Below are 25,880 nucleotides of genomic sequence, written 5' to 3' on the forward strand. Positions count from 1 at the left end.
GTGACCCGGCGGTCTGCCCGCCCGAGGTAGCCGGTCATCCCGGTCACCGGGGGCGGCGCCCGGGGAAGGGCGTGTCCCGACCCTGTCCATCTGACGCCACGTCAGCTAACGTCCCGGGGCACGGCGCGAAGGGGGACGTCGGCGCGGCGGCCCCCCGCCGTCGTCACCGCCTGACCACCGTCGTCACCGCCTGACCACCGCCGTCACCGCCCGGCCACCCTCGTCGCCGCCGGCCACCGTCGTCAAAGGGGACGCCCGCCATGCCCGTCTCGGTCGCACGCTTCAACCTCATCGACCCGGAAGGCTCACCCGCACAGCTAGCCGACCGCTACGGCGCCGCCCTGGAGATGGCGCGCTTCGCCGACAGCGCGGGCATGACCATGATCCAGACCGAGGAGCACCACGGTGTGGAGAACAACTGGCTGCCCTCGCCCTTCACCTTTGCTGCCGGCGTCTTCGGCGCGACCCGCAACATCGCCGTCACGATCTCCGCGATCCTCGGCCCGCTGCACGATCCGCTGCGGATCGCCGAGGAGATCGCGGTCCTCGACCTGATGGGCAAGGGCCGCCTGATGACGGTCGCGGGCATCGGCTACCGGCCCGAGGAGTACGAGATGTTCGGCGTCGAGTGGGCCCGGCGCGGCAAGCTCCAGGACCGTCTGCTCGAAACGCTCCTCAAGGCATGGACGGGCGAGCCGTTCACCTACGAGGGCCGTACCGTGCGCGTCACCCCGCGCCCGTACACCGATCCGCATCCGATGCTGGTCGTCGGCGGCTCCTCGAAGCCGGCCGCCCGGCGCGCGGCCCGCCTCGGGCTGCCGTTCTTCCCGAGCGCGCACCTGCCCGACCTCGAGACGTACTACACCGAGAAGCTCGCCGAGTACGGCACCGAGGGCTGGATCCTGATGCCGGGCGAGGAGACGCCGCTGCTGCACATCTCCGAGGACCCGGACCGGACCTGGGCCGAGTTCGGACAGCACTTCCTGCACGAGGCGTGGATGTACAGGTCCTGGCAGAACAAGGACATCAAGTCCGCGGTCAGCTCGGGCGCGGGCACGGTGGAGGAGCTGCGCGCGGAGGGCGTCTACCGCATCCTCACGCCCGAGCAGTGCGTGGCGGCCGCCGACAGCACGCTCGGCAACCTGGTCCTGCACCCGCTGTGCGGCGGTATGCCGATCGACGAGGGCTGGCGCAGCCTGCAGCTGTTCACGGAACAGGTCCTCCCCCACTGCAAGAACTGAGTCTCGTACGGGAGCGGCCGCCCGGTCCCGTAGCGGACCGCACCGGACCGCTCCGGACCGCTCCGAACCACCCCGATCCGCTCAGCCCATCTCCTCCAGCGCCTTGCCCTTGGTCTCCGGCACGAATCTCAGGATGAACGGGATCGAGAGCAGCGCGAAGGCCGTGTAGATCATGTACGCGCCCGAGAGGTTCCAGTCGGACAGCGTCGGGAAGCTCACCGTGATCACCCAGTTGGCGATCCACTGGGCCGAGGCGGCCACACCGAGCGCGGCGGCGCGGATCCGGTTGGGGAACATCTCGCCGAGCAGCACCCAGACGACCACGCCCCAGGACAGGGCGAAGAAGAGCACGAAGCAGTTGGCGGCGACGATCGCGATCGTGCCCTGGGCGTCCGGCAGCGAGATGTCGTCGCCGGTGCCCGATTTATACGAGAAGGCCCAGGCGGCCACAGCGAGCGAGACGGCCATGCCTGCCGAGCCGATCAGGGCGAGCGGTTTGCGCCCGAGACGGTCGACGAGCGTCATGGCGATCACCGTGCCGATGATGTTCACGATCGAGGTCTCGAACGAGTAGAAGAACGAGCTCTCCGGGTCGATGCCGACCGACTGCCACAGCGCGTTGCTGTAGTAGAAGATCACGTTGATGCCGACGAGCTGCTGGAAGACCGAGAGGCCGATGCCGATCCAGACGATCGGCAGCAGTCCGGCCCGGCCGCCCATGAGGTCGCGGAAGGTCGACTTGTGTTCCCGGTGCATGGCCTCGGTGATCTCGCCGACGCGCAGGTCGAGGTCGATCCTGGTGCCCTCGACCTCGCGCAGCACGCCTTTGGCCTGTTCGGTCCTGCCCACGGAGATGAGGTAGCGCGGCGACTCGGGGATGACGAAGGAGAGCATCCCGTAGACGACGGCCGGGATGACCATCACGCCGAGCATGACCTGCCAGGCCTCCAGTCCCGCGATGTTGCCGCGCTGATCGCCGCCCGCGGCGTTGAGGATGCCCCAGTTGACCAGCTGCGAGACGGCGATCCCGATGACGATGGCGGCTTGCTGGAAGGAGGCGAGCCGACCGCGGTAGGCGGGCGGTGAGACCTCGGCGATGTACGCCGGGCCGATCACCGAGGCCATCCCGATGGCCACACCGCCGAGCACCCGCCACATCGCCAGGTCCCACAGGGCGAAGGGCAGCGCCGAACCGACGGCGCTCACGGTGAACAGGACGGCGGCGATCCGCATCGTCGGGATACGGCCGATCCGGTCGGCGAGGCGGCCCGCGGTGGCGGCACCGATCGCGCAGCCGATCAGCGCGGCGGCGATCACCTGGGCGAGCGCCTCGGAGCCGACGTCGAAGCGGCCCCGGATGGCCTCGACCGCGCCGTTGATCACGGAGCTGTCGTAGCCGAAGAGGAATCCGCCCATCGCGGCGGCCGCCGCGATGAAGATGACGTGTCCGAGATGGTCCGGAGCTGCTTCTCGCGCTGCGGGACGCGGTTCCTGTGTACTGGTCACCCGTTCAGTGGGGCACAGGTGACGGGCGGCCACCACCGGAGCGTGTCCGAAGGAGCCACAGGTCAGCGCAGCCGCTGGCTGATCACCTTCGAGACACCGTCGCCCTGCATGGAGACGCCGTAGAGCGCGTCCGCGACCTCCATGGTGCGCTTCTGGTGGGTGATCACGATGAGCTGCGAGGCCTCCTGCAGCTCCTGCATGATCCGGATGAGCCGCTGCAGGTTGGTGTCGTCGAGGGCCGCCTCGACCTCGTCCATGACGTAGAACGGGCTCGGCCTGGCCTTGAAGATCGAGACCAGCATGGCCACGGCGGTCAGCGAGCGTTCGCCGCCGGAGAGCAGCGAGAGCCGCTTGACCTTCTTGCCGGGCGGCCGGGCCTCCACGTCGACGCCGGTGGTCAGCATGTTGTCCGGGTCGGTCAGGATCAGCCGTCCCTCGCCGCCGGGGAACAGCCGGCTGAAGACGCCCTCGAACTCGCGGGCGGTGTCCCGGTAGGCCTCGGTGAAGACCTGTTCGACCCGCTCGTCGACCTCCTTGACGACCTGGAGCAGGTCGGCGCGGGTCTTCTTGAGGTCTTCGAGCTGCTCGCTGAGGAATTTGTGCCGCTCCTCCAGGGCGGCGAACTCCTCCAGGGCCAGCGGGTTCACCTTGCCGAGCTGCTGATACGCGCGCTCGGCCGCCTTGAGGCGCTTCTCCTGTTCGGCCCGTACGAACGGGCGCGGCGTGTTCCGCGGGTGCTCCGGGTCCTCGGGCAGTTCCTCGCCCTCGGCGGGCGGCGAGGGCGGTACGAGCTGCTCCGGCCCGTACTCGCCGACGAGCCCGGCGGGTTCCACGCCCAGCTCTTCGAGCGCCTTCGCCTCCAGCTGCTCGATCCGCATCCGCTTCTCGGCCCCGAGCACTTCGCCGCGGTGCACCGAGTCCGTGAGCCTGTCGAGCTCCGCCTTGAGCTCGCGGCCCTGCCCGCGGGCGGCGTTCAGCTCCTGTTCCCGCGCGGCCTTGGCCCGCTCGGCCGCGTCCCGCTCCTCCTCTGCCCGTACGAGGGAGACCTCCACGTGCGCGAGCAGCTGGCGCGCCCCGGAGGCCACGGCCTCGGCGACGGAGGCCTCGTAGCGAAGCCGGTCGCGGCGCCGCTCGGCCCTGGCCCGGGTCTCGCGCTCGGCGCGCGCGGCCCGGTCGAGCCCGTCGGCCCGCCCGGCGAGGCCCTTGACGCGCTCCTCGTGGGTACGGACCTGGAGCCTGGCCTCCATCTCGGTCTGCCGCGCGTTGGCACCGTCGGCCGCGAGCCGGTCCCGTACGGAGGTGTCGGGCTCCTCCTCGACCGGAGCTTCCTCCGCCACCGCGAGCCGTTCGGCCAGCTCCTCGGCCTCCATGAGTGCCTTGTCGAGGGCGTCCTGGGCGCGGGCGGCGGCGGCAGTGGAGCGCTCGGCCTCGCCCGCGGCGCCACGGGCCTGGCCCGCGAGCCGCCCGAGCTGCTGCGATACGGCCGACTTCTCGCGGTCGGCGGCCCGGCGCTGCTCGGCCAGCTCCTCCACCAGGGCCGCGGCGGCACGGCGCTGTTCGGCGGCCGCGTGCTGTGCCGCGGCCAGCTCCTCGCAGCGGACGCCGAGTTCCTCCAGCTCGGCCGCGGCCTCGTCCACGGAGGCCTGCACTTCGAGGAGGCTCGGCGCACCCGCCGAACCGCCCTGCGCGAAGTGCGCGCCGAGCAGATCGCCGTCCGCGGTCACGGCCGTGAGCCCGGGCCGCGCATGGACCAGGTCCTCGGCGTCCTCCAGGGTGCCGACCACCACGATCCCGCGAAGGAGTCTGCGCACGGCCGGCATCAGCTCTTCGGGCCCGCGCACGAGATCGGCCGCATACGGCGGTCCGTCCGGCCGCTGCCCGGGCGGTACGTCGTCGGGGGCGCCGCTCAGCAGTATCGCGGCGCGGCCCGCGTCCTGTTTGCGCAGCAGGCGGATCGCCTCGGCGGCGGTGGCGGGCGTGGACACGGCGATCGCATCGGCCGCGGCGCCGAGGGCGGCGGCGAGCGGGATCTCGTATCCGGTGTCGACGGTGAGCAGTTCGGAGGCGGGGCCGAGCAGCCCGGTCAGGCTTTCCTTGGCGGCGAGCAGCGTGCCGGTGCCGTCCTTGCGCCGCAGGCCGAGCGCGAGCGCATCGCGCCGGGCGGCCACGGCGGCGCGCCTGCGCTCGGCGGTGGTGGCGGCCTCGCGGGCGGCGCCCAAGGCGGCTTCGGCCTCGGCGAGGGCCTGCCTGGCCGCTTCGTGCTGCTCGCCGAGGTCGGTGTCGTCCGCGTCGAGGCCGTCCACCTCGGCCTTGAGCTGCTCGTACTCCTCCTGTGCGGCGACGGCCCGCTCGTTCGCCTCGTCGCGTGCGGCGGCGAGCCGGTCGATCTCGGCCTGTGCCGATGCGGCCCGGCTGCGGGCCGCGTTGACCTGCCCGGACAGCCGCGCGAGCCCTTCGCGCCGGTCGGCGATGGCGCGGGCCACGTCCTTGAGTCTGCGCTCCTCCGTGGCCAGCTCGCGCTCCAGCTCGGCCCGGTGCGCCACGGTGTCGTCGAGGGCGCGCTGCGCCGCCTCCAGGGCGGCCTCCAGTTCGGCCTCCTGTTCGCGGATGCGGGCGGCCTCGCGCTCCATGTCCTCGGGATCGCGGCCGCGCCGCTCCTCCTCGGGCGCCGAGCGGGCGCTCTTCACGCGGGCGTCGGCGAGGGAGACGGTGCCGCGGACCCGTTCGGCCAGCTGGGAGAGCTGGTACCAGGTCTCCTGCGCCCGCTGCAGCCGCGGGGTGAGCCGCCGTACCTCGTCCTCCAGATCGGCCTCGCGGCTCAGCGCCGCCTTGAGGTCGGCCTCGGCGCTCTCCTTGCGGCGCTTCAGCTCGGCCTCGTCGGCGATCTCGGTCCTGAGCGCTTCCTGCATCCGTACGAGATCATCCGCGAGCAGCCGCAGCCGTGCATCGCGCAGATCGGCCTGGATGACGGCGGCGCGGCGGGCGACGGCGGCCTGCCGGCCGAGCGGTTTGAGCTGTCGGCGCAGCTCGTCGGTGAGGTCCTGGACGCGCGCGAGGTTCGCCTGCATCGCGTCGAGCTTCCGCAGCGCCTTCTCCTTGCGCTTGCGGTGCTTGAGGACGCCGGCAGCCTCCTCGATGAAGGCGCGGCGCCCCATCGGATCGGCGTGCAGCACGGAGTCGAGCTGGCCCTGTCCGACGATGACGTGCATCTCGCGGCCGATACCGGAGTCGGAGAGGAGTTCCTGGATATCGAGCAGCCGGCAGGTGTCGCCATTGATCTGGTATTCGCTACCGCCATTGCGGAACATGATCCGCGTGATGGTGACCTCGGCGTACTCGATGGGCAGCGCGCCGTCGGAATTGTCGATGGTCAGCGAGACCTCGGCACGGCCGAGCGGCGGGCGGCCCGTGGTGCCGGCGAAGATGACGTCCTCCATCTTGCCGCCGCGCAGGGATTTGGCGCCCTGTTCGCCCATGACCCAGCTGAGCGCGTCCACGACATTGGACTTGCCGGAGCCGTTCGGTCCCACGACACACGTGATTCCCGGCTCGAACTTAAGCGTCGTAGCCGAGGCGAAGGATTTGAACCCGCGCAGGGTCAGGGCCTTGAGGTGCACGCCGACGGACTTTACCGGGCGACGCCTCCGCGACAGCGGGCATACCGGTGCACGAGCACGGGAAGTCCGCGCCCGATCCCGCGATCTCCGCATGAACATGCAGTTTCGCCCGGGTAGCTGCAGGGCACATCAGACGTGAGAGTCACGACCGGTGCGGAGGAGGAAAAGAAAAAGGGACGCCGAGGCGCCCCTTGGAGTTCTTCGAGCTGCGGTTCTTCAAGCGGCTGACAGGGAGCAGCCTGATCCGGATCTCAGACGTGATCAGGTGAGCGCAGGCTCCGCCTGGGGTACGTCGATGAGCTCGCTGTGCGAAGCGACAGCCGTAGCAGACAGCGCGTCGTTCTCCGCCTGGATCCGTACGAGTTCGGATTCCAGATCCTGGACGCGCTGCTGGAGCCGTCGCATCTCGGCGAGAAGTCGCGGGTCGGTGCCGCCGACGTAACCGAGAAGCGCCTTTGCCATGATGGATGGTCCTCCACACTGAGTGACCGACCGAAGCGGTGTGGGTCGTGAGGGATGGCACCCGCGGCTGACTGGCACTGCTTGTCGTGCTGCCGTTCTCACATGCCAAACAGCTAGGGTGCGCGGGGGCTTCCAGCGTCTCACCAAAAAGTTTGACGGTCAACACGATCACGCCCCGTACTCACGGGCAGACCCGGGGCACAGCGCCTTCCGACCGGTCGACGGTGCTCTCCTGCGGGGCCCTGGGGGCGTGGAGATCTTCGTTATCGGGCAGCCTTGCACGAGCCGCCGATAATGGCAACCACCTGGTGATTTCTGCCCCGGACCGTTGCCGCGGGCATCTTCCGGGGCCCAGCCGCAGGTCACCGCGGCCGGCGGCTCAGCGGATCGCGAAGGTCTCGTAGCCGCCGCGGGGTGTGTCCCAGATCTCGGTCACCCCGTCCACCCGGCCGGGTGTGTCGCCCTGCTGCAGCCAGTCGAGCAGTTGCTCGCAGCCCTCGCGGCTGCCTTCGGCGACGACCTGCACCCGCCCGTCTCCCAGATTGGAGGCGAATCCCACCAGGTCACCGAGTTCCAGCGCCTTGGCCCGGGTGAACCAGCGAAAGCCGACTCCCTGCACCCGTCCGCGGACCCAGGCGATCATGCGCACTTCCTCGTTCATGTGGGAAAGCTAACCGGCCAATTCCTCTCGGAGCACATCGCCCCCATCTGTCATCGCGTACAGTCGCGAAAGATGAGACTCACCCGAACAGGTGAGTCAAGTCGTCCGTAAGACCGATTCCTCTCGAAGTAAGGCCGCAAGATGGGACGCCACCGACGCAATAAAGGCGCCGCGAAGCCCGTACGCACGGGTCTGCTCGGCGTCTCCGCGGCCGTGGCCCTCGGGGCCGCGCTGATGGCCTCGGGCGTGCTGCCCGGTACCGAGAACTACCGGTTCGACAGTGACAGCGCTCCGCAGGACGTGCAGGCCGCCGATACCACCGGTGATGTCCGCTCGCAGGGCGACAGCTCCAAGGCACCCGAGCGCGAGACGAGCGGGGCCGACCGGGACCAGGCACGCGAGACGCCCTCGGCGAGCCCCTCGCAGTCCGCCAAGAAGCCCTCCCCGACCCCCTCGCGCACGGCCGAGTCCGAGGCCGCCGCCGAGAAGGAGTCCGCGGACAGGAGCGAGGAGCCCGCGAAGCAGCCACGGACGAAGACCCCCGAGAAGACCGCGACCCCGGACACGGCGGACGCGGGCTCCGGCGCCGAGGCCCAGGTGCTCGCCCTGGTCAACCAGGAGCGCGCGCAGGCCGGCTGCCGGCCCGTCACCGCGGACGGCGAGCTGGCCGCACTCGCCGAGGACTTCAGCGCCGACATGGCGGCGCGCGGCTTCTTCGACCACACCGACCCCGATGGCGACACCCCCTGGGACCGGGCGGACGCGGCCGGGATAACGAACCTCGGCGGTGAGAACATCGCCCGCGGGCAGGCCGATGCCAAGGCGGTCATGGACTCCTGGATGAAGAGCCCGGGCCACCGCGCCAACATCCTCAACTGCGACTACAAGACGCTCGGCGTCGGCGCGCACTTCGGTGCGGGCGGTCCGTGGTGGACGCAGGACTTCGGCTTCTAGAAGCTCCCGGTTCCGGCAGGTTCCGGTTCCGTGCGCCCGTCTTCCGGTTCCGTGCGCCCGTCTTCCGGTTCCGTGCGCCCGTCTTCCGGTTCCTCAGACCCGCGGCGGGCGCTGGCACCTCGGGCAGAAGTAGCTGGAGCGGTTCATCCACGGGCGGCGGCGCATCGCCGTGCCGCAGCGGCGGCAGGGCTCGTCCTCCCTCCCGTACGCGTCGAGGGAGCGCTCGAAGTATCCGGACTCGCCGTTCACGTTGACGTAGAGGCTGTCGAAGCTGGTGCCGCCGACGGCGAGCGCGGCGTTCATGACATCCCGCACATGCCCGAGCAGTTCGGCGGTACGGGGACGGGTGAACGTGGCGGTGGCCCGCTCGTAGTGCAGCCGGGACCGCCAGAGCGCCTCGTCGGCATAGATGTTGCCGACCCCGCTGATCAGTGACTGGTCGAGCAGGGCGCGCTTGATCGTCGTACGCTTCCGCCGCAGCGCCTCGTGGAAGGCCGCGTCGTCGAAGGCGGGGTCGAGTGGATCGCGCGCGATGTGGGCGATGACGTCGGGGAGCCCGTCCGCACCCTCGCCTGCGGCGGTCTCGTGCACGGAGAGGCCGCCGAAGGTCCGCTGGTCGACGAACCGCAGCTCGCTGCCCTGCCCGTCATCGAAGCCGATGCGGATCCGCAGGTGCTTCTCGTCCGGCGCGTCCGCCGGCTGTACGAGCAGCTGGCCGCTCATCCCGAGGTGGGCGAGCACGGAGTACGAGCCGTCGCCGAGCGGCAGCCACAGATACTTGCCGCGGCGCTGCGGCCGGGCGATGCGCCGGCCCTTGAGGCGGGCCGCGAAATCCACCCCGCCGGCAGGGTGCCGGCGCACGGCACGCGGATGCAGGACGTCGACGTCGGCCACGGTTCGACCGGCTACCCAGCGGTCGAGCCCGCGCCGCACCACTTCTACCTCGGGAAGCTCAGGCACGCCACCAGTCTCCCACCGGCGTGTGGGCGCCTTGCACCCGCCCCGGCCAAGGCCGACGGCCCGTCCCCCGCAGGGGGACGGGCCGTCGTACGAACAGAGCTCAGGCCGTGGCCGCGTCGGCCTCCGGGGAGGCCGGGGCCTGTTCGGCCCGCGCGTCCGCCGCGGCGCGAATCTCGCGCCAGGCGGACTCCGCAGCCTGCTGCTCCGCTTCCTTCTTGCTGCGCCCAGTACCGGTGCCGTACGAGACACCACCGACGCGAGCCGCAGCGGTGAAGGTCTTCTCATGGTCGGGCCCGGTCTCCGAGACCAGATACTCGGGCACCCCGAGCCCCTCCGTCGCGGTGAGCTCCTGGAGACTGGTCTTCCAGTCCAGGCCTGCCCCGAGCGAGGAGGACTTCTCGATCAGCGGGTCGAAGAGCCGGTGGACCAGCTCGGAGGCCGAGTCCAGACCCTGGTCGAGATAGACCGCACCGATCACCGCTTCGAGGGTGTCGGCGAGGATGGATGCCTTGTCCCGCCCGCCCGTGCCCTCTTCACCGCGGCCGAGCCGGATGAAGGAGCCGAGGTCGAGCCCACGGCCCACCTCCGCCAGCGCACGCGAATTGACCACCGCGGCCCGCAGCTTGGCCAGCTGGCCTTCGGGCAGGTCGGGGTGGGTGCGGTACAGCGTGTCCGTGACGACGAGGCCGAGCACGGAGTCCCCGAGGAACTCCAGACGCTCGTTCGTCGGCAGACCGCCGTTCTCGTATGCGTAGGAACGGTGGGTCAGTGCACGCACCAGAAGGGCGGACTCGAGCTTGTACCCGAGCCGCCCTTCCAGAAGCGTGTGGGACGAGGCCGTGTTCTCCGTCTGCTTTTTGTTCGACGGCTGCGACATCGTGCCTCTCACCAGCCGCTCAGACCTCGAGGACCTGGCGCTTGTTGTAGGTGCCGCAAGACGGGCACGCAATGTGCTGCTGCTTGGGCTCCTGGCAGCGCTCGCACGACACCAGGGTGGGGACCGCAGCCTTCCACTGCGACCGGCGGTGGCGCGTGTTGCTGCGCGACATCTTCCGCTTCGGAACAGCCACGGCTACTTCTCCTGCTTCTCGTCGACGCCCGCTTCAGCTTCGGCGCCGCTCATCTCGTCCTTCTCACCGCTCTGGAGTGAACCGGCGAGTCCCTGCAATGCCGCCCAACGGATGTCGACGGCTTCATGGTGGTGGTCCGGGTTGTCGTTCAGGTTGATTCCGCATTCGGAACACAGACCCGCACAGTCCTCCCGGCACACCGGCTGCATCGGCAGTGCGAGCACCACCGCATCCCGCAGCACGGGTTCGAGGTCGAAGAGTCCGTCCTCGAGGGGGATGATCTCCTCGTCCTCCTCGGCGTCGTCGACCGGCTCCGCGTGTTTGCGGCCCCGGTCATCGGCGTCGGGGTACGAGAACATCTCCTGGAAGTCCGCGTCGAGCTGCTGCTCGACCGGCTCCAGACACCTTACGCACTCCCCCTCGGCCCGCGCACGGGCGGTGCCTGTGACAAGCACCCCTTCCATGACCGATTCGAGGCGGAGCGCAAGCTCCACCGGAGCGCCGGCAGGCACTCCGATGACACCCGGGATACCGAGGATCTCGTCCCCGGCGGGTGCCTCCACGTTGCGGGAAACGCGCTGCATGGCACCAGGACGCCGGCCCAGCTCATGTGTGTCGAACACGAGTGGGTTGCGGTGGTCGAGGCGGCCGTTCAGGGCTTTTCCTGCTTTCGGGTCATGGAAGTCGAGAAGGCGGCTGCCTGCACCGGAGGTCGGGCAGCCCGGATCGCGCGGAGGCACCTTCCCTGCTCGAACGTAGCCGAGAGCCCGGGGGCGCATGCGCGACCGAAGAGCCAGGATACTGGACCATTCGCTCACGGCCCAATCCGGTCCCGGCGAGGGGGCTCGGCCCGGTCCCGGCGAGGGGGCTCGGCCCCGGCCACGAACGGCTCGGGCCGCCGGGGGCTCGGGCCCGGCCGCCAGGGGGCTTCAGTTCTGGCCGCGCCCCTGCTCGTACTGCTGCAGCTGGTCCATGCTGATCATGCTGGTGTCGAAGAGGCTCGTCTCGTCCAGCTCCGCGGCCTGCCGCTGGGCGTCCGCGTCCGCACCCGGGTAGCCCTCGCCCTGCTGCCCGTAGCCCTGCTGGTAGCCGTACACCTCCGGCTGCTGCTGATAGGCATACGGATCGGCCTGGGCGTAACCGCCGCTCTGGTCGTAGCCCTGCTGCTGATAGGCGTACGGATCCTGCGACTGGGGCTGCTGCTGGTAGGCGTACGGGTCGGGCTGCTGCTGGTACGCCTCCTGCTGGGGCGCGTCCTGCGGGTAGCCGTCCTGGTCCTGCCGGTACGCTCCCTGCCCCCCGTACGCGTCCTGTCCCTCGTACGCTTCCTGCCCGCCATAGGCCTCCTGCTGGTAGCCGCCGGGCTGCTGCTGCTGGAAGCCGGTCTCCCGCGCGGGCCGTCCGGGCACCTGGCGCGGGACGGCCGGGGCCTCGGGTTCGGCGAGGTCCGTGAGGAAGTCCGCGTCAGTGGTCTGCTGCGGGGCGAGCGCGTCGAGGCGGCCGAGGTCGTCGGTGGCGATCCGGCCGTGGAGCTTCTGCCGACCACGGCCTACCGCCTCCAGGGTCTTGGCCAGGACGGCCTCGAAGGCGCCGAGCTTGCCGTCGACGTACGCATCGGCGTTCTCGCGCTGGGTCTGCGGGTCGAGGCTGCGCTCGGGCGCCTCGGTGAAGTCCGGGTCCTCGTAGCCCTGCTCGTCCAGGCCCTGGCCGGTACCGAGCAGCTTCTCGCGGCCGCGACCGACCGAGCCGAGGGTCTTGGTGAGGACGACCTCGAAGTTGGCGAGCTTGGAGTCGACGTAGTCGTCTGCCTCCGCCTTGATCTCCTCGGCCTCCTCGCGGGCGGCGGCCAGGATGCGCTCGGCCTCCTCCTGGGACTTGCGGGCGACCTCGCTGTCGGAGACCAGCGAGCCGACCTCGGAGCGCGCCGAGGCGACGATCCGCTCGGCCTCCTGGTGGGCCTGCTCGACGAGCTGCTCGCTGCCGCCGATGACCTGTTCGGCCTGGGCGAGCGAACCGGGCAGCGCGCCGCGCACCTCTTCGAGGAGCGCGAGCAGCTCGGCGCGGTTGACCACGCACGAGGCGGACATGGGCATCGACCGGGCGCTCTCGACGGACCTGATGACGTCGTCGAGCTTGTTCTGCACGTCCACCGTGTGCTCGCCACTCTCTAGAACTGGTTGGAGACGGACGGCACGACTGTACGGCCACGGGGTGCCCGCGCGACACCGACTGACGAACCGTCAGCCGGGGGTGGGGGCGGGCCCTGCACCGGATCGGGGGCCGGCCGCTGTGCCGTACGGTCCTCAGCGGCCCTTGCCGAGGCGTTCGGTGAGGGCCTCGTGGACGACCGGCGGAACCAGGTGGGCGACGTCGCCGCCCCAGGCCGCGACCTCCTTGACGAGCGAGGAGGACATGAAGCTGTAGGTGGGGCTGGTGGGGACGAAGAGCGTCTCCACGCCCGAGAGCCCGTTGTTCATCTGGGCCATCTGCAGCTCGTAGTCGAAGTCGCTGACGGCCCGCAGGCCCTTGACGATGGCCGGGATGTCGCGCTGCTTGCAGAAGTCGACGAGCAGTCCGTGGAAGGACTCGACCTCGACATTGCCGAACTCGGCGGTGACCGAGCGGATCAGTTCGATGCGCTCGTCGACGGTGAACAGGCCCTGCTTGGACTTGTTGATCATCACCGTGACGTGCACGACGTCGTACAGCCTGGAGGCTCTGGCGATGATGTCGAGGTGACCGTTGTGGATGGGGTCGAACGACCCCGGGCAGACTGCGCGGCGCAACGTGTGTCCCTCGCTCTCCGGTGCGGGCCGGTTGGTCATGACTGCCGTTCCTCTTGCTTCGGGGAACCGGCTGCTGGCTGGTCCTCGGGGGTCGAGGCCCCGGCTTCCTGCGGGTCCTCACCGGTCGAGGCGGCGCGACCGTACCAAAAGGTGCCCTCGCCGTAACGCCGGGACCTGAGCGACTCGAAGCCGCCTGGCCAGCCGAATTCGCCGCCTCTGGTGCTGCGCTCCACGGTGACGAGCGCATCGTCCGCGAGCCACCCCTGGGCGGCGAGTGTGAGCAGGATCTCCCGAAGATCGTCATCGGTGACGGCGTACGGCGGATCGAGGAAGACGATGTCGTACGGGGCGGATGGGGCCGCTGCGGTGATGATCTGACCGGCCTTGCCCGCGCGTACCTCCGCGCCGGGCAGGGCGAGCGATTTCACGTTCTCGCGGATCGTACGGACGGCCTTGGCATCCGCCTCGACGAGCAGCGCGTGGCCCGCGCCGCGGGACAGGGCCTCCAGGCCGACCGCGCCGGAGCCCGCGTACAGGTCGAGCACGCGCTCGCCGTCGAGCGGGCCGCCGAGCAGCGACTGCCAGGTCGAGAACAGCCCCTCGCGGGCCCGGTCGGACGTGGGACGGGTGCCGTTGCCCGGCGGCACGGACAGCCTGCGCCCGCGAGCGGTGCCGGCGATCACGCGGGTCATGTGAGGGTCCTTCTGCGCGGGGTGTGGTGCGGGCTTCCCACGATATGGGGCGCGATCGGCGTGGGCCTCGCGGGGCGGGTGCTCACCCCTTCTCCAGGTACTGCTCCCTGTCCTTGCCCACCAAGGCGTCCAGGGTGGTGCGGAGCTCGGGGTAGTGGGCCAGCTCCGGGTCCTTGCCGACCAGCGTGACCGCTTCCTGTCTGGCCTCCGCGATGACCTCCTCGTCGTCGATCACCGCGAGAACCCGCAGCGAGGAGCGGACACCCGACTGGGCCTGGCCGAGAACATCGCCCTCGCGGCGCTGTTCCAGGTCGATGCGGGAGAGCTCGAAGCCGTCCAGGGTCGAGGCCACCGCGCCGAGGCGGCCACGGGCGGGGCTGGCCTCGGGCATTTCCGTGACCAGCAGGCACAGGCCGGGCGCGGAGCCACGACCCACCCTGCCGCGCAGTTGGTGGAGCTGGGAGACACCGAAGCGGTCGGCATCCATGATCACCATGATGGTGGCGTTCGGCACGTTCACGCCCACCTCGATCACGGTGGTGGCTACCAGGACATCGACGTCACCCGCGGCGAAGCGGCGCATCACGTCGTCCTTGTCGTCCGGTGCCATCCGGCCGTGCAGGATCTCCACGCGCAGACCCGTGAGCGGTCCGGTGGTGAGCTGCTCGGCGACCTCGACCACGGCGAGCGGCGGGCGCTTCTCCGCTTCGTCCTCGGCGGACTTCTTCTTCGCGGCCGCCTTGTCCTCCAGATCATCGCCGATGCGTGGGCAGACCACGTACGCCTGATGCCCGTTCTCGACCTCCTCCCGGACCCGTTCCCAGGTGCGGGCGAGGAAGTGCGGCTTCTCGGCCGCCGGGACCACATGGCTGGCGATGGGTGAGCGCCCAGCGGGCAGTTGGTCGAGGACCGAAGTCTCCAGGTCGCCGAAAACCGTCATCGCGACCGTGCGCGGGATCGGGGTCGCCGTCATGACCAGGAGGTGCGGCGGCTGTTTGCCCTTGGAGCGCAGGGCATCGCGCTGTTCGACGCCGAAACGGTGCTGTTCATCGACCACGACCAGGCCCAGATCGTGGAACTGCACCTTGTCCTCGATCAGCGCGTGCGTACCGACCACAAGGCCGGCCTCGCCGGTGGCCAGGTCGAGCAGGGCCTGGCGGCGGGCGGCCGCCCCCATTGAACCGGTGAGCAGGACCACCTTCGTGGCGTGCTCCGTGGCGCCGAGCATCCCCCCTTCGGCCAGCTCGCCCATCATTTCCGTCACCGACCGGTGGTGCTGCTGGGCAAGTACCTCGGTGGGCGCGAGCATCGCGGCCTGTCCGCCGGCGTCGACGACAGCGAGCATCGCGCGCAGCGCGACCATCGTGTTGTGTGTCACCGTGAAGTGATCCGTGACATAAGCGCTGCTGAAGTGATCCACGCTGATGCACTGGACCTCTTTACGACCCACGTACTCGACCTGTCGAACGCCACGCCTGAACGTGTTGTATTTCGGCCGTGAACGTACTCGTTCGGCTTTACGGGACAAGCGGAACGGAGGGCATTCATCGGGCAGTGCAATCGATACGTTGAATGCAGTCTTCTTCTGCAGAACCCTTGCTCTGCCTCCGAGCGAGCGCACCAGCCACGCCACGTCCTCCGCGAGCCTGCGGGAGACGGAGCAGAACGACACACTCAGCCCATCCGCCCCCACAGTCCCGTCCGTGTCCAGGAGTCCCTGGAGCAGTGCCAGCCGGTTGCCGATCGACGTGTTCTTGTAGGCATCCGGCACAGACTTGCCGTGGGAGGAAGCACCCCAGAGGTGCAGATCCCGCAAGGCCTGGATGACTGGATTACGTACGCCACCAGCACGCTCCGCCAGTTGAATCGTGTAGTCACAGTGTGAATCGACGACCGGGACAAGTTTGCATGCCGGTGCTACGGCCCGGGATGCAGCGGCGTAAATCTCCTGGTCGATCGTGGACAGGCGCAGATTGTGGCGGAACGAACCGTCTCCCAGCAGGAGGCCGAACAGGTAGGGATCAAGCGGTACCTCGACACCGTCTTCGAGATCGACCGGTGTCGCCACAGGGACATACCACTTCGACGAGCCATTCGCATTGAACAGGTCGGAACGAATCTCCCGGGTGCTCATCACCTTCGGGGGCTGTCCCCGATGCCAAGCACCGCTTGTGCCGACGATCCACAGATGCTCGTCGTCACACTCGACGGAACTTCCGTCGGAGAAAACCAGCCGCCACACGTCCCGCTCCCCTTGCGGAAACACTCCCTGAACGAGCGCGGTATCACCATTCGGGACAACCACCTGATCGCCCACTCTCAGTTCCCCCACCTTCCGGAAACCACGAGGAGTCAACACCAGGGCGTCCAGGGGTTGAGCCTTGCCGGAACCGACCTCGCCTTGGAGCAGCCGGTGCATCGGGTGTTCGGTCGCCAGGTCGTCGAAGATCTCCTTCGACACCTTCCGCTGTCCCTCGGTCAGCGTGAACGGGAGCTTCGCATCGAAGGCGTCGAGCAGCCCGTCCGACCGTGGAACGCGGGCGACAGCCGGAAGCTGTGTCTCCGCATGCCGTCTGCGTGCGAGCGCGACCTGCAGAACGAAGGCCTCGTCCCACTTGAGGCGGTCCTTGGCCACCGCGACATCGCCCTTGCTGTGCGGCCGGTGGATCTTGAGCAGCGCCTCCGGGAGGGCGACGAGTCCGCGGCCGTCGCGCAGCGCGCGGGGCAGCGGGTCCACGACCTCCTGGGCGCTCGGCAGCACCGCGTCCACGGCCTTGGCGATCTTCCAGGACTCCAGCTTCGCCGTGGCCGGATAGATCGGAAGCAGGGCCCCGGCCCAGCTGTCCACAGCCTGAGTGCTGTCGCCGCGCAGCAGTTCGTACGCCGGGTGCGCGAGTTGGAGCTTGCGGTTGAAAACGGAGACCTTCCCCGCGAACATGGCGCGGGTGCCGGGCAGCAGGTCCTTGTGTGGCTTGTGGATGCCGCGGCCGAAGAAGACCAGCTGGAGCTGGCCACTGCCATCGGTGATGGTGACTTCCAGTCGCTGACCGCGGCCATGGTTGAACTTCAGGATGCGGGCGGTGGCGACCTGGGCGACGACCGTCACATGCTCGTCGAGCGGCAGGTCTGCGAGCGTGGTGAGCTCACCGCGCTCGGCGTACCGCCGTGGATAGTGGTGCAGGAGATCGCCGACGGTGTGCAGGTCGAGATGGTCGGCCATCGCCTTCGCGGTGGCGGGGCCGAGCGACTTCTTCAACGGTTCTTCGAGCACGGACACGCAGTCCATTGCACACCACGGGACTGACAGGCAGGGTGAGCCCTGTGGACAACTCCCCCGCCCTGGTGCGCACGCAGCAGCTCTACTCCACCCCGATGAGCAGCAGCGCCGAGTTCCGGCCGCCCCGGTAGACCACCGTGTCCACGGCCAGATAGGTCTCGCGGACGTGGGTCTCCAGGGTCGCGGCGAGGGTGTCGGGGACCTCTTCCCCGAGGACCAGGGTGACCATCTCGCCGCCCGCCGAGAGCATCCGGTCGAGGACCGCCCGGGCGGTCTCAGGCAGCTCCGCGCCGATGACCGCCACATCACCGTCGATGAGACCGAGCATGTCGCCGCGCTGGCAGATGCCCGCCATGGTCCACGACTCGCGTTCCGCCACGGCGAGTTCGCCGCAGCGGGTGGCGCCCGCGGCCGCCGTCATCGCGACCACGTCCTCGTCGAAGCGGCGCTCCGGCTCGTGCACGGCGAGGGCCGCGATGCCCTGGACCGCCGAGCGGGTCGGGATCAGGGCGGCCCGTACGCCCTCCGTACGGGCCTGCTCAGCGGCCGCCGCGGCCGTATGGCGCAGGTCGGCGTCGTTGGGCATGAGCACCACCTCGCGGGCGTGCGCGCGCCGGACCGCCTCGACGAGCTCACCGCTCGCGGGCGGTTCCCCGGGGCGCGCGAGCACGGGGGTCGCCCCCGCCTCCGCGTACAGGGCGGCGAGGCCCTCGCCCGGTACGACGGCGACAATCGCGCGCTGCGCCCGCTCGCGCGGCGGCGGTACGAAACCGGCGCTGTGCGCGTCCTCCGTGCCGAAGTGGGTGATGCGGATCCGGTACGGACGGCCCGCCTCCACGCCCGCCTCGACCGCGGCGCCCGCGTCGTCCACGTGCACATGGACGTTCCACAGGCCGTCCCCGCCGACGACGACCAGCGAGTCACCGAGCGCGTCGAGGCGGGTCCTGAGGCGATCGACCTGTGCGTCGTCCTCGGCCTCGAGGAGGTAGATCACCTCGAAGGCCGGGCTGCCGGAGGGTTCGTGTGCGACGCAGGGGTCGTCGGGAGAGGCGTCGGGGGTCAGGTGAGACGGTGCCGGAGGCCCGGGAGTGGTGGCCTCGGGGACGGGAGTGGCGTCGAGAGCGGCGGGCTCGGAGGCGGCGGAGGCGTTGAGAGTGGTGGCGGAGGTGGCGGAGGAGACGGACGTGCCGGAGGAGGACGTGCCGGAGGAGGCGGAGGAGGACGTGCCGGGTGCGTGTGGGTCGGGTGTTGCGGTGCGGCGGCCGGTGGCCGAGGTTCCTGAGTGGTGCCGCGGGTACGGGGTGACCGTCCGCCCGGAGACCGCCTCCGCCAGTGCGCCGAGCACCGCCACCAGGCCCCGGCCTCCGGCGTCGACGACCCCGGCACGGCCGAGCACGGCCAGCTGCTCCGGTGTGCGCTCCAGGGCGAGGCAGGCCCCGTCGTACGCGGCCCTGGCCACCGCCGCGCAGTCGTCCGCGGCCGCTTCGGCCGCCTTCGCCGCCGCCGTGGCCACGGAGAGCACAGTGCCCTCCACGGGGTGGGCCACCGCCCGGTAGCCGGATGCGGCGGCGTGGCTCAGTGCCCGCTTCAGGCGGCGGGCGCGGGCGGCGGATGCCTGAGGGGCGGGCTCGTGAGAAAGCTCACCGTCCCCGGCCAGCACCTGCGCCATGCCCCGCAGCAGCTGCGCCAGGATCGTCCCGGAGTTCCCCCGGGCCCCGATCAGCGCGCCGTGCGCGACCGCCCGCACGGACTCGGCGAGGGAGGGGCCCTCCTGGGAGCCGGCCGCCTCGTGGGCGGTGAAGGTGGCCTCGACCGCGCGGGCCGCCGACTCCACGGTCAGATACAGGTTGGTGCCCGTATCGGAATCGGCCACGGGATAGACGTTGATCGCGTCGATCTCCTCGCGCGCCCGCCCGAGGGCATCGAGCGCGAGCACGCACCAGCCGCGCACCACGAGGGCGTCGGGGGTCTGCGGCACGGTGCCTCCTGGGAACGGCGGGGATCATTCCGCAGACTAGTGCGACGGATCGCGGTCGGGGGCCAGTGCGACGGGCCGGGGCCGGGCAGGGGCTCCGGCGGGCCATGGTAGTTTTCTTGTACCGACGCAGCCGATGTATGCTGCTTCGGTTGCCTGATTCGAATCAGGTCTTTCCTGGCACCGCCACTCAGATATCACTGAACCCGGCATGCCGGGTTTCCACCGTAAGTGCATCTGAAGTCTTTGGAGTGACCCGTGGCTGCCAACTGCGACGTCTGTGGCAAGGGGCCGGGCTTCGGCAACAACATCTCGCACTCGCACCGCCGTACGCCGCGCCGCTGGAGCCCGAACATCCAGCGCGTTCGTACCGTGGTCGGCGGGACGCCGAAGCGCGTGAACGCTTGCACCTCGTGCATCAAGGCCGGCAAGGTCACGCGCTAATCGCAGCGCGGCCACCTAGCTGGTTGCTTCAGGAAGCCGGTTCGCCCCCTCGGGGGCGGACCGGCTTCCTGCGTTCAGGGTGCCTCCAGCCCCGGCGCCTTCAGCCCCTAAGGCTTCACCCCCGGGGCTGGAGGCGCCAGCCGTGGTCGACCGGGCCGATGCCCGCGCCCAAGGGGAAGCCCGAGGCGATCGCGCCCGTCACGTAGTCCTTCGCGGCGCGGACCGCCTCCGGGACCTGGAGGCCCTTGGCGAGGCCCGCCGCGATGGCGCTGGCGAGTGTGCACCCCGTGCCGTGGGTGTGACGGTTGTCGTGGCGGGGGGCGCGGAGCCGGAGTTCGGTGGTGCCGTCCGTGAGGAGGTCCACCGGTTCGCCGGGCAGATGGCCGCCCTTGATCAGGGCCCAGCGCGGGCCGAAGGCGAGGATCGCCTCGGCGGCCCGGCGCAGGTCGGTCTCGGTGGTGACGTGGATGCCGGTGAGCTGCGCCACCTCGTCCAGGTTGGGTGTGGCCACCGTCGCGACCGGCAGCAGTCGCGTGCGTACGGAGTCGAGGGCCGCTTCCGCGAGCAGCGGGTCGCCGTGTTTCGAGACGCCGACGGGGTCTACGACGGCCGGTGCGTCCGTGCCGGCGAGGAGTTCCGCGACGGCCTCGACGAGTTCCGCCGAGGCGAGCATGCCGGTCTTCACGGCCTGGACGCCGATGTCGTCGACGACGCTGCGGTACTGGGCCCGTACGGCCTCGACGGGGAGTTGCCAGACGCCCTGGACGCCCAGGGAGTTCTGCGCGGTCACCGCGGTCAGCACGCTCATGCCGTGGGTGCCGAGCGCGAGCATGGTCTTGAGGTCGGCCTGGATCCCGGCGCCTCCGCCGGAGTCCGAGCCGGCCACCGTGAGAACACGCGGCGGAACGGCCGGGGCGGTCCCTCCGGCAGGGGCGGTCCCTCCAGCAGGGGCGGTCCCTCCGGCAGGGGCGGCATCCTCCGTCCTCACGACTCGATCCCCGAGCCGAAGTGGTCCCAGCCCTTGCTGGTCCACGGGGCGCCGTCGACCGTCACCTGCGGCAGTGCGGTCGGGTGCAGCACCTCGCCGATGACCTTCCAGCGCGCGGGCAGTTTCACGTCCGCGGGGAAGGTGGCCACCATCGCGTGGTCCTCGCCGCCGTTGAGCACCCACTGCAGCGGGTCCACGCCGACGGCCTGGCCGATGTCGTTCATCTGCGAAGGCAGGTCGATCGCGCCCGACTTGATGTCGATACGCACCTTGCTGGCCTCGGCGACATGGCCCAGGTCGGCGATGAGCCCGTCGCTCACATCGGTCATCGAGGTCGCCCCGAGCCCGGCGGCCGCGGGACCGGCGTGGTACGGGGGCTCCGGGCGGCGGTGTGCCTCGACGAAGGCGCGCGGGGAGCGGAAGCCGTGCGAGAGCACCGCGTGGCCCGCGGCCGACCAGCCGAGCCAGCCGGTGTACGCGACGACGTCGCCGGGACGTGCGCCCGAGCGGGTCACCGGCTCGTGGTTGCGCAGATCGCCGAGTGCGGTGATCGACACGGTGATGGTGTCCCCGCGGACCACGTCACCGCCCACCACGGCCGCGCCCGCGACCTGGCATTCGTCGCGCAGGCCGTCCATCAGTTCCGTGGCCCAGGTGACCGGGAGGTCGGCCGGCACCACGATGCCCAGAAGCAGCGCGGTCGGTACGGCGCCCATCGCGGCGATGTCCGCGAGGTTCTGCGCGGCCGCCTTGCGGCCGACGTCGTAGGCCGTGGACCAGTCGCGGCGGAAGTGCCGTCCTTCGAGCAGGATGTCGGTGCTGGCCACGACCCTGCGGTCGGGCGCGGACACGACGGCCGCGTCGTCGCCGGGGCCGATCCTGACCGCCGGTGTGGTCGTGAGCCGGGAGGTCAGCTCCCGGATGAGCCCGAACTCCCCGAGCTCCCCCACGGTGCCCTGCGGTCCTTTCATCGAAACGCTCCTTCTGCGCCAGTGCCCTTGCGGTAGCGGGGCCCATCGGCCGCGGGTACCGTCAACGCATACGTCAACTTCTCCGGTGCGCGCGCCGAAGCGCACGCAGATGTGTACACCTTGGCGTACGCGGGTGCGTATGCCGTGGCGTACATGGGTACGTCCACCACGGCGTGGGGGCCCGGGATCCCGCGGGTCTCCCCGCGGGATGCGGCAACGCGATACCGTGGCGTCCCTTTCCCCCGCAAGATCCCCGCGCTCGGCGCGATGATCCTCGTGGCCGCCCTGGAGGTTCCGTGGTACAGGCGTACATCCTGATCCAGACCGAGGTCGGCAAGGCGTCGACCGTCGCCGAACTGATCGGCAAGATCCCTGGAGTGATCCAGGCCGAGGACGTGACAGGTCCCTACGATGTCATCGTCCGTGCCCAGGCGGACACCGTCGACGACCTCGGTCGCATGGTGGTCGCCAAGGTCCAGCAAGTGGACGGCATCACCCGCACCCTGACCTGCCCGGTCGTGCACTTGTAGCCCCCGTCTACGCTTGGCCGGTGAACTTCTTCCGCCGCCGGCTCCTACCGCTCCCCGCCCTCGGCCTCTTCCTTCTGGCCGCGGGCTGTTCATGGACGGACGACACGGTGACGGCTGTGGTTCCCTCCCCCGACGCCCGCACCTCCGGTCACTGCCGCAAGCTGGACAAGGCGTTGCCCGATCGTCTTGACGGCCTCGACCGGAGCGATCCCGAGCCTGACTCGGAGTTCACCGCGGGGTGGGGAGGCTCGGCGATCATACTGCGCTGCGGAGTCACCCAGCCCGCGAAGATGCTGGATCCGGATCCGCCGAGCACGACGGTCGACGGTCTGGGCTGGGTGGTGGAGGAGCCCGGGGACGGTTCGTACCGTTTTACCAGCGCGCTGCGTGAGGCGTATGTCGAGGTCTCGATCAGTGCGGAGCACGCGAAGCAGGGGGCGGGTTCGCTCGTGGACCTCGGGCGTGTGATCAAGAAGACGGTGCCGGAAGGCATTCCGACCTGAGACAGCGGTTGGCGGGCCCCACCGGCGTCGGTGGGGCCCGCCAACTGCTGCCATGGTGCGGGCTAGCGCAGGCCCGTCGGCCGGTTCAGGGCTGCCTGGATCAGGCGGTCCACCAGCTCCGGGTACGTCACTCCGCTCTCCTGCCACATCCGCGGGTACATGGAGATGGGCGTGAAGCCCGGCATCGTGTTGATCTCGTTGATGACGAACGAGCCGTCCTCGGTCAGGAAGAAGTCCGCGCGCACCAGGCCTTCGCAGCTCGCCGCTTCGAAGGCGGCGACGGCGAGGCGCTGCACCTCGGCGGTCTCCTCGGCGCTCAGCGGGGCGGGCACGATGCCGGAGGCCGAGTCGATGTACTTGGCCTCGAAGTCGTAGAAGGCGTGGTCGGTGACCGGCGGGATCTCGGCGGGCAGGCTGGCGCGCGGCCCGTCCTCGAACTCGAGGACGCCGCACTCGATCTCGCGGCCCGTGATCGCCGCCTCGATGAGAATCTTCGGGTCGTGGCGCTGCGCCTCCGCGATGGCCTCGTCGAGGCCGTCGAAGCTGTCGACCTTGGTGATGCCGAAGGAGGAGCCGGCGCGGGCGGGCTTCACGAACAGCGGCCAGCCGTGCTCGCCGGCGAATTCGGCGATCTTCTGGCGGACGGCGGCCCGGTCCCTCTCCCACTGACGGGGGCGGATCACGGTGTACGGGCCGACGGCGAGGCCGAAGGAGGTGAAGACGCGCTTCATGTACTCCTTGTCCTGGCCGACCGCGGAGGCCAGAACTCCCGAGCCGACATAGGGCGTTCCGGAGAGTTCGAGCAGACCCTGGAGGGTGCCGTCCTCGCCGTAGGGGCCGTGCAGCATCGGGAAGACGACGTCGACCTCGCCGAGTGCCTTGGGCACGGCGCCGGGCTCGGTGTAGACGACCTCGCGGTTGGCGGGGTCGACGGGCAGGATCACGCCGCCCTCGGCGTTGTCGACGACCTGCTCGACACTCGGCACGAGGCGGTCGGTGATGGCCATCCGCTCGGGCTCGTCGGCGGTCAGCATCCAGCGGCCGTCGGAGGTGATGCCGATGGGCAGCACGTCGTACTTGTCGCGGTCGATGGCGGCAAGTACGGCACCGGCCGTGACGACCGAGATGCCGTGCTCGGAGCTGCGTCCGCCGAATACGACGGCCACGCGCGGCTTGCGGACATTCCGGCCGGTGGTGGCCGCATCGACGTGCGGCTCGGAAGCCGTGGGGCTCTGGGGGCTGGTCTCGCTGCTCATATCCCGTCGAGACTACCTTGGGTGACCGCGCCCCAGGGAGTCCCCGCGCGCACCCCGCGTCGATGTCACGGTCAGTGACGCTCGGGCTTCGCGCTGCGCGACATCAGTTCCTTGAGCGCGACCAGCGGCGGCTTCCCGTTGTGCACGATGTCCACCACGGTGTCCGTGATGGGCATCTCGACCCCGTGCCGCCGGGCCAGATCGGCCACGGACTCGCAGGACTTGACGCCCTCGGCGGTCTGCTTGGTGACCGCGATGGTCTCCTCGAGGGTCATGCCCTTGCCGAGGTTGATGCCGAAGGTGTGGTTGCGCGAGAGCGGCGAGGAGGCGGTGGCCACCAGGTCGCCCAGGCCCGCGAGCCCGGAGAAGGTGAGCGGGTCGGCGCCCATCGCGAGCCCGAGCCGGGTGGTTTCGGCGAGTCCCCGGGTGATCAGCGAGCCCTTGGTGTTGTCGCCGAGTCCCATGCCGTCGGCGATGCCCACCGCGAGGCCGATCACGTTCTTGACCGCACCGCCCAGCTCGCAGCCGACCACGTCGGTGATGGTGTACGGCCGGAAGTACGGGGTGTGGCAGGCCTTCTGGAGTCGCTGGGCCACCGCTTCGTCCGGGCAGGCCACCACGGCCGCGGCCGGCATCCGGGCGGCGATCTCCCGGGCGAGGTTGGGGCCGGAGACCACGGCGACCCGGTCGAGCGAGGTCCCGGTGACGTCCTGGATGACCTCACTCATCCGCATCGCGGAGCCCAGCTCGACGCCCTTCATCAGGGAGACCAGCACGGTGTCGGGTGCGAGCAGCGGGGCCCACTCGGCGAGATTGCCGCGCAGGGTCTGCGAGGGCACGGCGAGGACCGTGAAATCGGCGGCCTCGGCGGCCTCGGCGGGGTCGGTGGTCGCCCGCATTCCCGCGGGGAGTTCGACGCCCGGCAGGTAGTCCGGGTTGCTGTGCCTCGTGTTGATGGCCTCGGCGAGCTCCGGGCGGCGGCCCCAGAGGGTCACCTCGCAGCCCGCGTCCGCGAGCACCATGCCGAAGGTCGTCCCCCACGACCCTGTGCCGAAGACGGCCGCCTTCACCGGTGCAGTCACTTCTTCCCGCCCTCGCCTTCCCGTTCACCTTCGTGTGCGTGCACGCCTTCGTGTTCGCCCTCGGCCGCGCGCACGCCTTCGCGTTCACCGCCACCGCCACCGCCACTTCCACCGCCACCGCTTCCAGCCTCGGCCTCACGTTTGGCCTGCGCCAGCTTGCGGCGCTGTTCGATCCGCGCGAGCCGCGGATCGTAGGGCTTCTCGGGCGCCTGCTCGCCGCGCAGCTCCTCCAGAAGCTGCGTGATGTGGCGCATGATGACCTCGGTCGCCTCCTGGAGGACGTCGGGCGTCATCTCCCGGTCGTAGAAGGCAGAGAGGTCCACGGGCGGACCGGCGAGCACGCGGCTCGTCTTGCGCGGCAGCAGGTTCGGCTTCTTCGCGTACGGGGGCAGCAGTTCGTTGGCGCCCCACTGGGCCACCGGAATCACCGGGCACTTGGTCTGCAGGGCGACCCGGGCGGCGCCGGTCTTCGCGGTCATCGGCCACTGGTCGGGATCGCGGGTGATGGTGCCCTCCGGGTAGAAGGCGACGCATTCACCGCGCTCGACGGCGTCGATGGCGGCACGGAAGGCGCTCAGCGCGTCCGTGGACTCGCGGTAGACGGGGATCTGTCCGGTGCCGCGCATCATCATGCCGACAAAGCCGCTCTTGAAAAGCCCGTGCTTGGCGAGGAAACGCGGCACTCGTCCGGTGTTGTACTGATAGTGCGCGTATGCGAATGGGTCGACGTGCGAATTATGGTTCACCGCGGTGATAAATCCGCCTTCGGCCGGAATGTGTTCCATCCCGCGCCAGTCCCGCTTGAGGAGAACAATCAGCGGCGGTTTGGCGATGACCGCCGCAAGGCGGTACCAGAAGCCGATATTGCGGCGGGGCACTCGGACACCTTCCTCTACGGACCTGAT

General features: G+C 70.2%; 23 protein-coding genes. 5 read left to right on the plus strand and 18 right to left on the minus strand.

All coding sequences use genetic code 11. The features are described from left to right. The first annotated feature begins 260 nt into the window (after positions 1–260). Complete coding sequence (locus tag ACLF6P_RS18160; protein ID WP_415951494.1) at positions 261–1,241, plus strand: LLM class flavin-dependent oxidoreductase; 981 nt, start codon at positions 261–263, stop codon at positions 1,239–1,241. A gap of 81 nt (positions 1,242–1,322) precedes the next feature. Here the strand turns inward: ACLF6P_RS18160 and ACLF6P_RS18165 are convergent, their stop codons facing one another. The 4 genes from ACLF6P_RS18165 to ACLF6P_RS18180 form a co-directional block, all read right to left on the minus strand. Beyond that, positions 1,323–2,747: a sugar porter family MFS transporter gene (locus ACLF6P_RS18165; protein WP_415951495.1), complete on the minus strand. Its 1,425-nt coding sequence runs from the start codon at positions 2,745–2,747 to the stop codon at positions 1,323–1,325. Between the two features lie 62 nt (positions 2,748–2,809). Beyond that, on the minus strand, positions 2,810–6,364 hold the full coding sequence (smc, locus tag ACLF6P_RS18170) for a chromosome segregation protein SMC (RefSeq protein ID WP_415951497.1): 3,555 nt from the start codon (positions 6,362–6,364) through the stop codon (positions 2,810–2,812). 261 nt (positions 6,365–6,625) lie between these two features. Further along, the gene (locus tag ACLF6P_RS18175; RefSeq protein ID WP_415951498.1) at positions 6,626–6,826 is read right to left on the minus strand and encodes a hypothetical protein; all 201 of its coding nucleotides are present in this window, start codon (positions 6,824–6,826) and stop codon (positions 6,626–6,628) included. 379 nt (positions 6,827–7,205) lie between these two features. Next, positions 7,206–7,487 (minus strand): acylphosphatase, encoded by a 282-nt coding sequence (locus ACLF6P_RS18180; protein ID WP_415951500.1) that lies wholly within the window; start codon positions 7,485–7,487, stop codon positions 7,206–7,208. Positions 7,488–7,628: 141 nt separating this feature from the next. On the opposite strand from ACLF6P_RS18180, the gene ACLF6P_RS18185 reads away from it, so the two are divergent. After that, positions 7,629–8,441: a CAP domain-containing protein gene (locus tag ACLF6P_RS18185; protein ID WP_415951502.1), complete on the plus strand. Its 813-nt coding sequence runs from the start codon at positions 7,629–7,631 to the stop codon at positions 8,439–8,441. A gap of 93 nt (positions 8,442–8,534) precedes the next feature. On the opposite strand, the gene mutM is transcribed toward ACLF6P_RS18185, so the two are convergent. From mutM to ACLF6P_RS18230, 9 genes are all read right to left on the minus strand, one after another. Continuing rightward, on the minus strand, positions 8,535–9,401 hold the full coding sequence (gene mutM, locus ACLF6P_RS18190) for a bifunctional DNA-formamidopyrimidine glycosylase/DNA-(apurinic or apyrimidinic site) lyase (protein ID WP_415951503.1): 867 nt from the start codon (positions 9,399–9,401) through the stop codon (positions 8,535–8,537). 100 nt (positions 9,402–9,501) lie between these two features. Continuing rightward, positions 9,502–10,278 (minus strand): ribonuclease III, encoded by a 777-nt coding sequence (rnc, locus tag ACLF6P_RS18195; RefSeq protein WP_415951505.1) that lies wholly within the window; start codon positions 10,276–10,278, stop codon positions 9,502–9,504. 19 nt (positions 10,279–10,297) lie between these two features. Further along, complete coding sequence (rpmF, locus tag ACLF6P_RS18200) at positions 10,298–10,471, minus strand: 50S ribosomal protein L32 (RefSeq protein ID WP_026165248.1); 174 nt, start codon at positions 10,469–10,471, stop codon at positions 10,298–10,300. Between the two features lie 2 nt (positions 10,472–10,473). Further along, positions 10,474–11,127, minus strand: coding sequence for a YceD family protein (locus ACLF6P_RS18205; protein WP_415951558.1), 654 nt, complete (start codon positions 11,125–11,127; stop codon positions 10,474–10,476). A 273-nt stretch (positions 11,128–11,400) separates the two neighbouring features. Next, positions 11,401–12,621: a cell division initiation protein gene (locus tag ACLF6P_RS18210; protein WP_415951506.1), complete on the minus strand. Its 1,221-nt coding sequence runs from the start codon at positions 12,619–12,621 to the stop codon at positions 11,401–11,403. Positions 12,622–12,774: 153 nt separating this feature from the next. Next, a complete protein-coding gene (gene coaD, locus ACLF6P_RS18215) occupies positions 12,775–13,257 on the minus strand; it encodes a pantetheine-phosphate adenylyltransferase (protein WP_415951559.1) in 483 nt (160 codons plus the stop codon). A gap of 35 nt (positions 13,258–13,292) precedes the next feature. Then, complete coding sequence (gene rsmD, locus ACLF6P_RS18220; RefSeq protein WP_415951508.1) at positions 13,293–13,949, minus strand: 16S rRNA (guanine(966)-N(2))-methyltransferase RsmD; 657 nt, start codon at positions 13,947–13,949, stop codon at positions 13,293–13,295. An 82-nt stretch (positions 13,950–14,031) separates the two neighbouring features. After that, a complete protein-coding gene (locus ACLF6P_RS18225; RefSeq protein ID WP_415951510.1) occupies positions 14,032–17,235 on the minus strand; it encodes a helicase-related protein in 3,204 nt (1,067 codons plus the stop codon). A gap of 73 nt (positions 17,236–17,308) precedes the next feature. After that, positions 17,309–19,204: a DAK2 domain-containing protein gene (locus ACLF6P_RS18230; RefSeq protein WP_415951511.1), complete on the minus strand. Its 1,896-nt coding sequence runs from the start codon at positions 19,202–19,204 to the stop codon at positions 17,309–17,311. Positions 19,205–19,459: 255 nt separating this feature from the next. Here ACLF6P_RS18230 and rpmB point away from each other — a divergent pair, with 255 nt between their 5' ends. Next, positions 19,460–19,645, plus strand: coding sequence for a 50S ribosomal protein L28 (gene rpmB, locus ACLF6P_RS18235; RefSeq protein ID WP_415951512.1), 186 nt, complete (start codon positions 19,460–19,462; stop codon positions 19,643–19,645). Between the two features lie 115 nt (positions 19,646–19,760). Here the strand turns inward: rpmB and thiD are convergent, their stop codons facing one another. Both thiD and ACLF6P_RS18245 read right to left on the minus strand, forming a co-directional pair. After that, entirely contained in the window at positions 19,761–20,531 is a 771-nt protein-coding gene (thiD, locus tag ACLF6P_RS18240) for a bifunctional hydroxymethylpyrimidine kinase/phosphomethylpyrimidine kinase (RefSeq protein WP_415951513.1), read from the minus strand. A gap of 98 nt (positions 20,532–20,629) precedes the next feature. Beyond that, a complete protein-coding gene (locus ACLF6P_RS18245) occupies positions 20,630–21,604 on the minus strand; it encodes a thiamine-phosphate kinase (protein ID WP_415951514.1) in 975 nt (324 codons plus the stop codon). Positions 21,605–21,900: 296 nt separating this feature from the next. On the opposite strand from ACLF6P_RS18245, the gene ACLF6P_RS18250 reads away from it, so the two are divergent. Next, the gene (locus ACLF6P_RS18250) at positions 21,901–22,134 is read left to right on the plus strand and encodes an Lrp/AsnC family transcriptional regulator (protein ID WP_037933238.1); all 234 of its coding nucleotides are present in this window, start codon (positions 21,901–21,903) and stop codon (positions 22,132–22,134) included. A 20-nt stretch (positions 22,135–22,154) separates the two neighbouring features. Beyond that, complete coding sequence (locus ACLF6P_RS18255) at positions 22,155–22,637, plus strand: DUF3515 domain-containing protein (protein ID WP_415951515.1); 483 nt, start codon at positions 22,155–22,157, stop codon at positions 22,635–22,637. A 62-nt stretch (positions 22,638–22,699) separates the two neighbouring features. Here ACLF6P_RS18255 and ACLF6P_RS18260 read toward each other — a convergent pair whose 3' ends face one another. The 3 genes from ACLF6P_RS18260 to ACLF6P_RS18270 form a co-directional block, all read right to left on the minus strand. Next, positions 22,700–23,893: a D-alanine--D-alanine ligase family protein gene (locus tag ACLF6P_RS18260; protein WP_415951517.1), complete on the minus strand. Its 1,194-nt coding sequence runs from the start codon at positions 23,891–23,893 to the stop codon at positions 22,700–22,702. A gap of 71 nt (positions 23,894–23,964) precedes the next feature. Continuing rightward, the gene (locus ACLF6P_RS18265; RefSeq protein ID WP_415951518.1) at positions 23,965–24,975 is read right to left on the minus strand and encodes an NAD(P)H-dependent glycerol-3-phosphate dehydrogenase; all 1,011 of its coding nucleotides are present in this window, start codon (positions 24,973–24,975) and stop codon (positions 23,965–23,967) included. Further along, complete coding sequence (locus tag ACLF6P_RS18270; RefSeq protein ID WP_415951519.1) at positions 24,972–25,853, minus strand: lysophospholipid acyltransferase family protein; 882 nt, start codon at positions 25,851–25,853, stop codon at positions 24,972–24,974. Before ACLF6P_RS18270 ends, ACLF6P_RS18265 begins: the two co-directional genes overlap by 4 nt. Between the last annotated feature and the right edge of the window lie 27 nt (positions 25,854–25,880).

Origin of the sequence: Streptomyces lothianensis (genome assembly GCF_047779955.1) — a bacterium.
GTDB lineage: Bacteria > Actinomycetota > Actinomycetes > Streptomycetales > Streptomycetaceae > Streptomyces.

What these genes read in the sequence shown, in the direction of transcription:
- ACLF6P_RS18245 (WP_415951514.1), bottom strand. Translation starts at nt 21,604, where the DNA reads ATGAAAGGACCGCAGGGCACCGTGGGGGAGCTCGGGGAGTTCGGGCTC.
- ACLF6P_RS18225 (WP_415951510.1), bottom strand. Translation starts at nt 17,235, where the DNA reads ATGGACTGCGTGTCCGTGCTCGAAGAACCGTTGAAGAAGTCGCTCGGC.
- ACLF6P_RS18185 (WP_415951502.1), top strand. Translation starts at nt 7,629, where the DNA reads ATGGGACGCCACCGACGCAATAAAGGCGCCGCGAAGCCCGTACGCACG.
- ACLF6P_RS18160 (WP_415951494.1), top strand. Translation starts at nt 261, where the DNA reads ATGCCCGTCTCGGTCGCACGCTTCAACCTCATCGACCCGGAAGGCTCA.
- rnc (WP_415951505.1), bottom strand. Translation starts at nt 10,278, where the DNA reads ATGTCGCAGCCGTCGAACAAAAAGCAGACGGAGAACACGGCCTCGTCC.
- ACLF6P_RS18180 (WP_415951500.1), bottom strand. Translation starts at nt 7,487, where the DNA reads ATGAACGAGGAAGTGCGCATGATCGCCTGGGTCCGCGGACGGGTGCAG.
- ACLF6P_RS18175 (WP_415951498.1), bottom strand. Translation starts at nt 6,826, where the DNA reads ATGGCAAAGGCGCTTCTCGGTTACGTCGGCGGCACCGACCCGCGACTT.
- ACLF6P_RS18260 (WP_415951517.1), bottom strand. Translation starts at nt 23,893, where the DNA reads ATGAGCAGCGAGACCAGCCCCCAGAGCCCCACGGCTTCCGAGCCGCAC.
- rsmD (WP_415951508.1), bottom strand. Translation starts at nt 13,949, where the DNA reads ATGACCCGCGTGATCGCCGGCACCGCTCGCGGGCGCAGGCTGTCCGTG.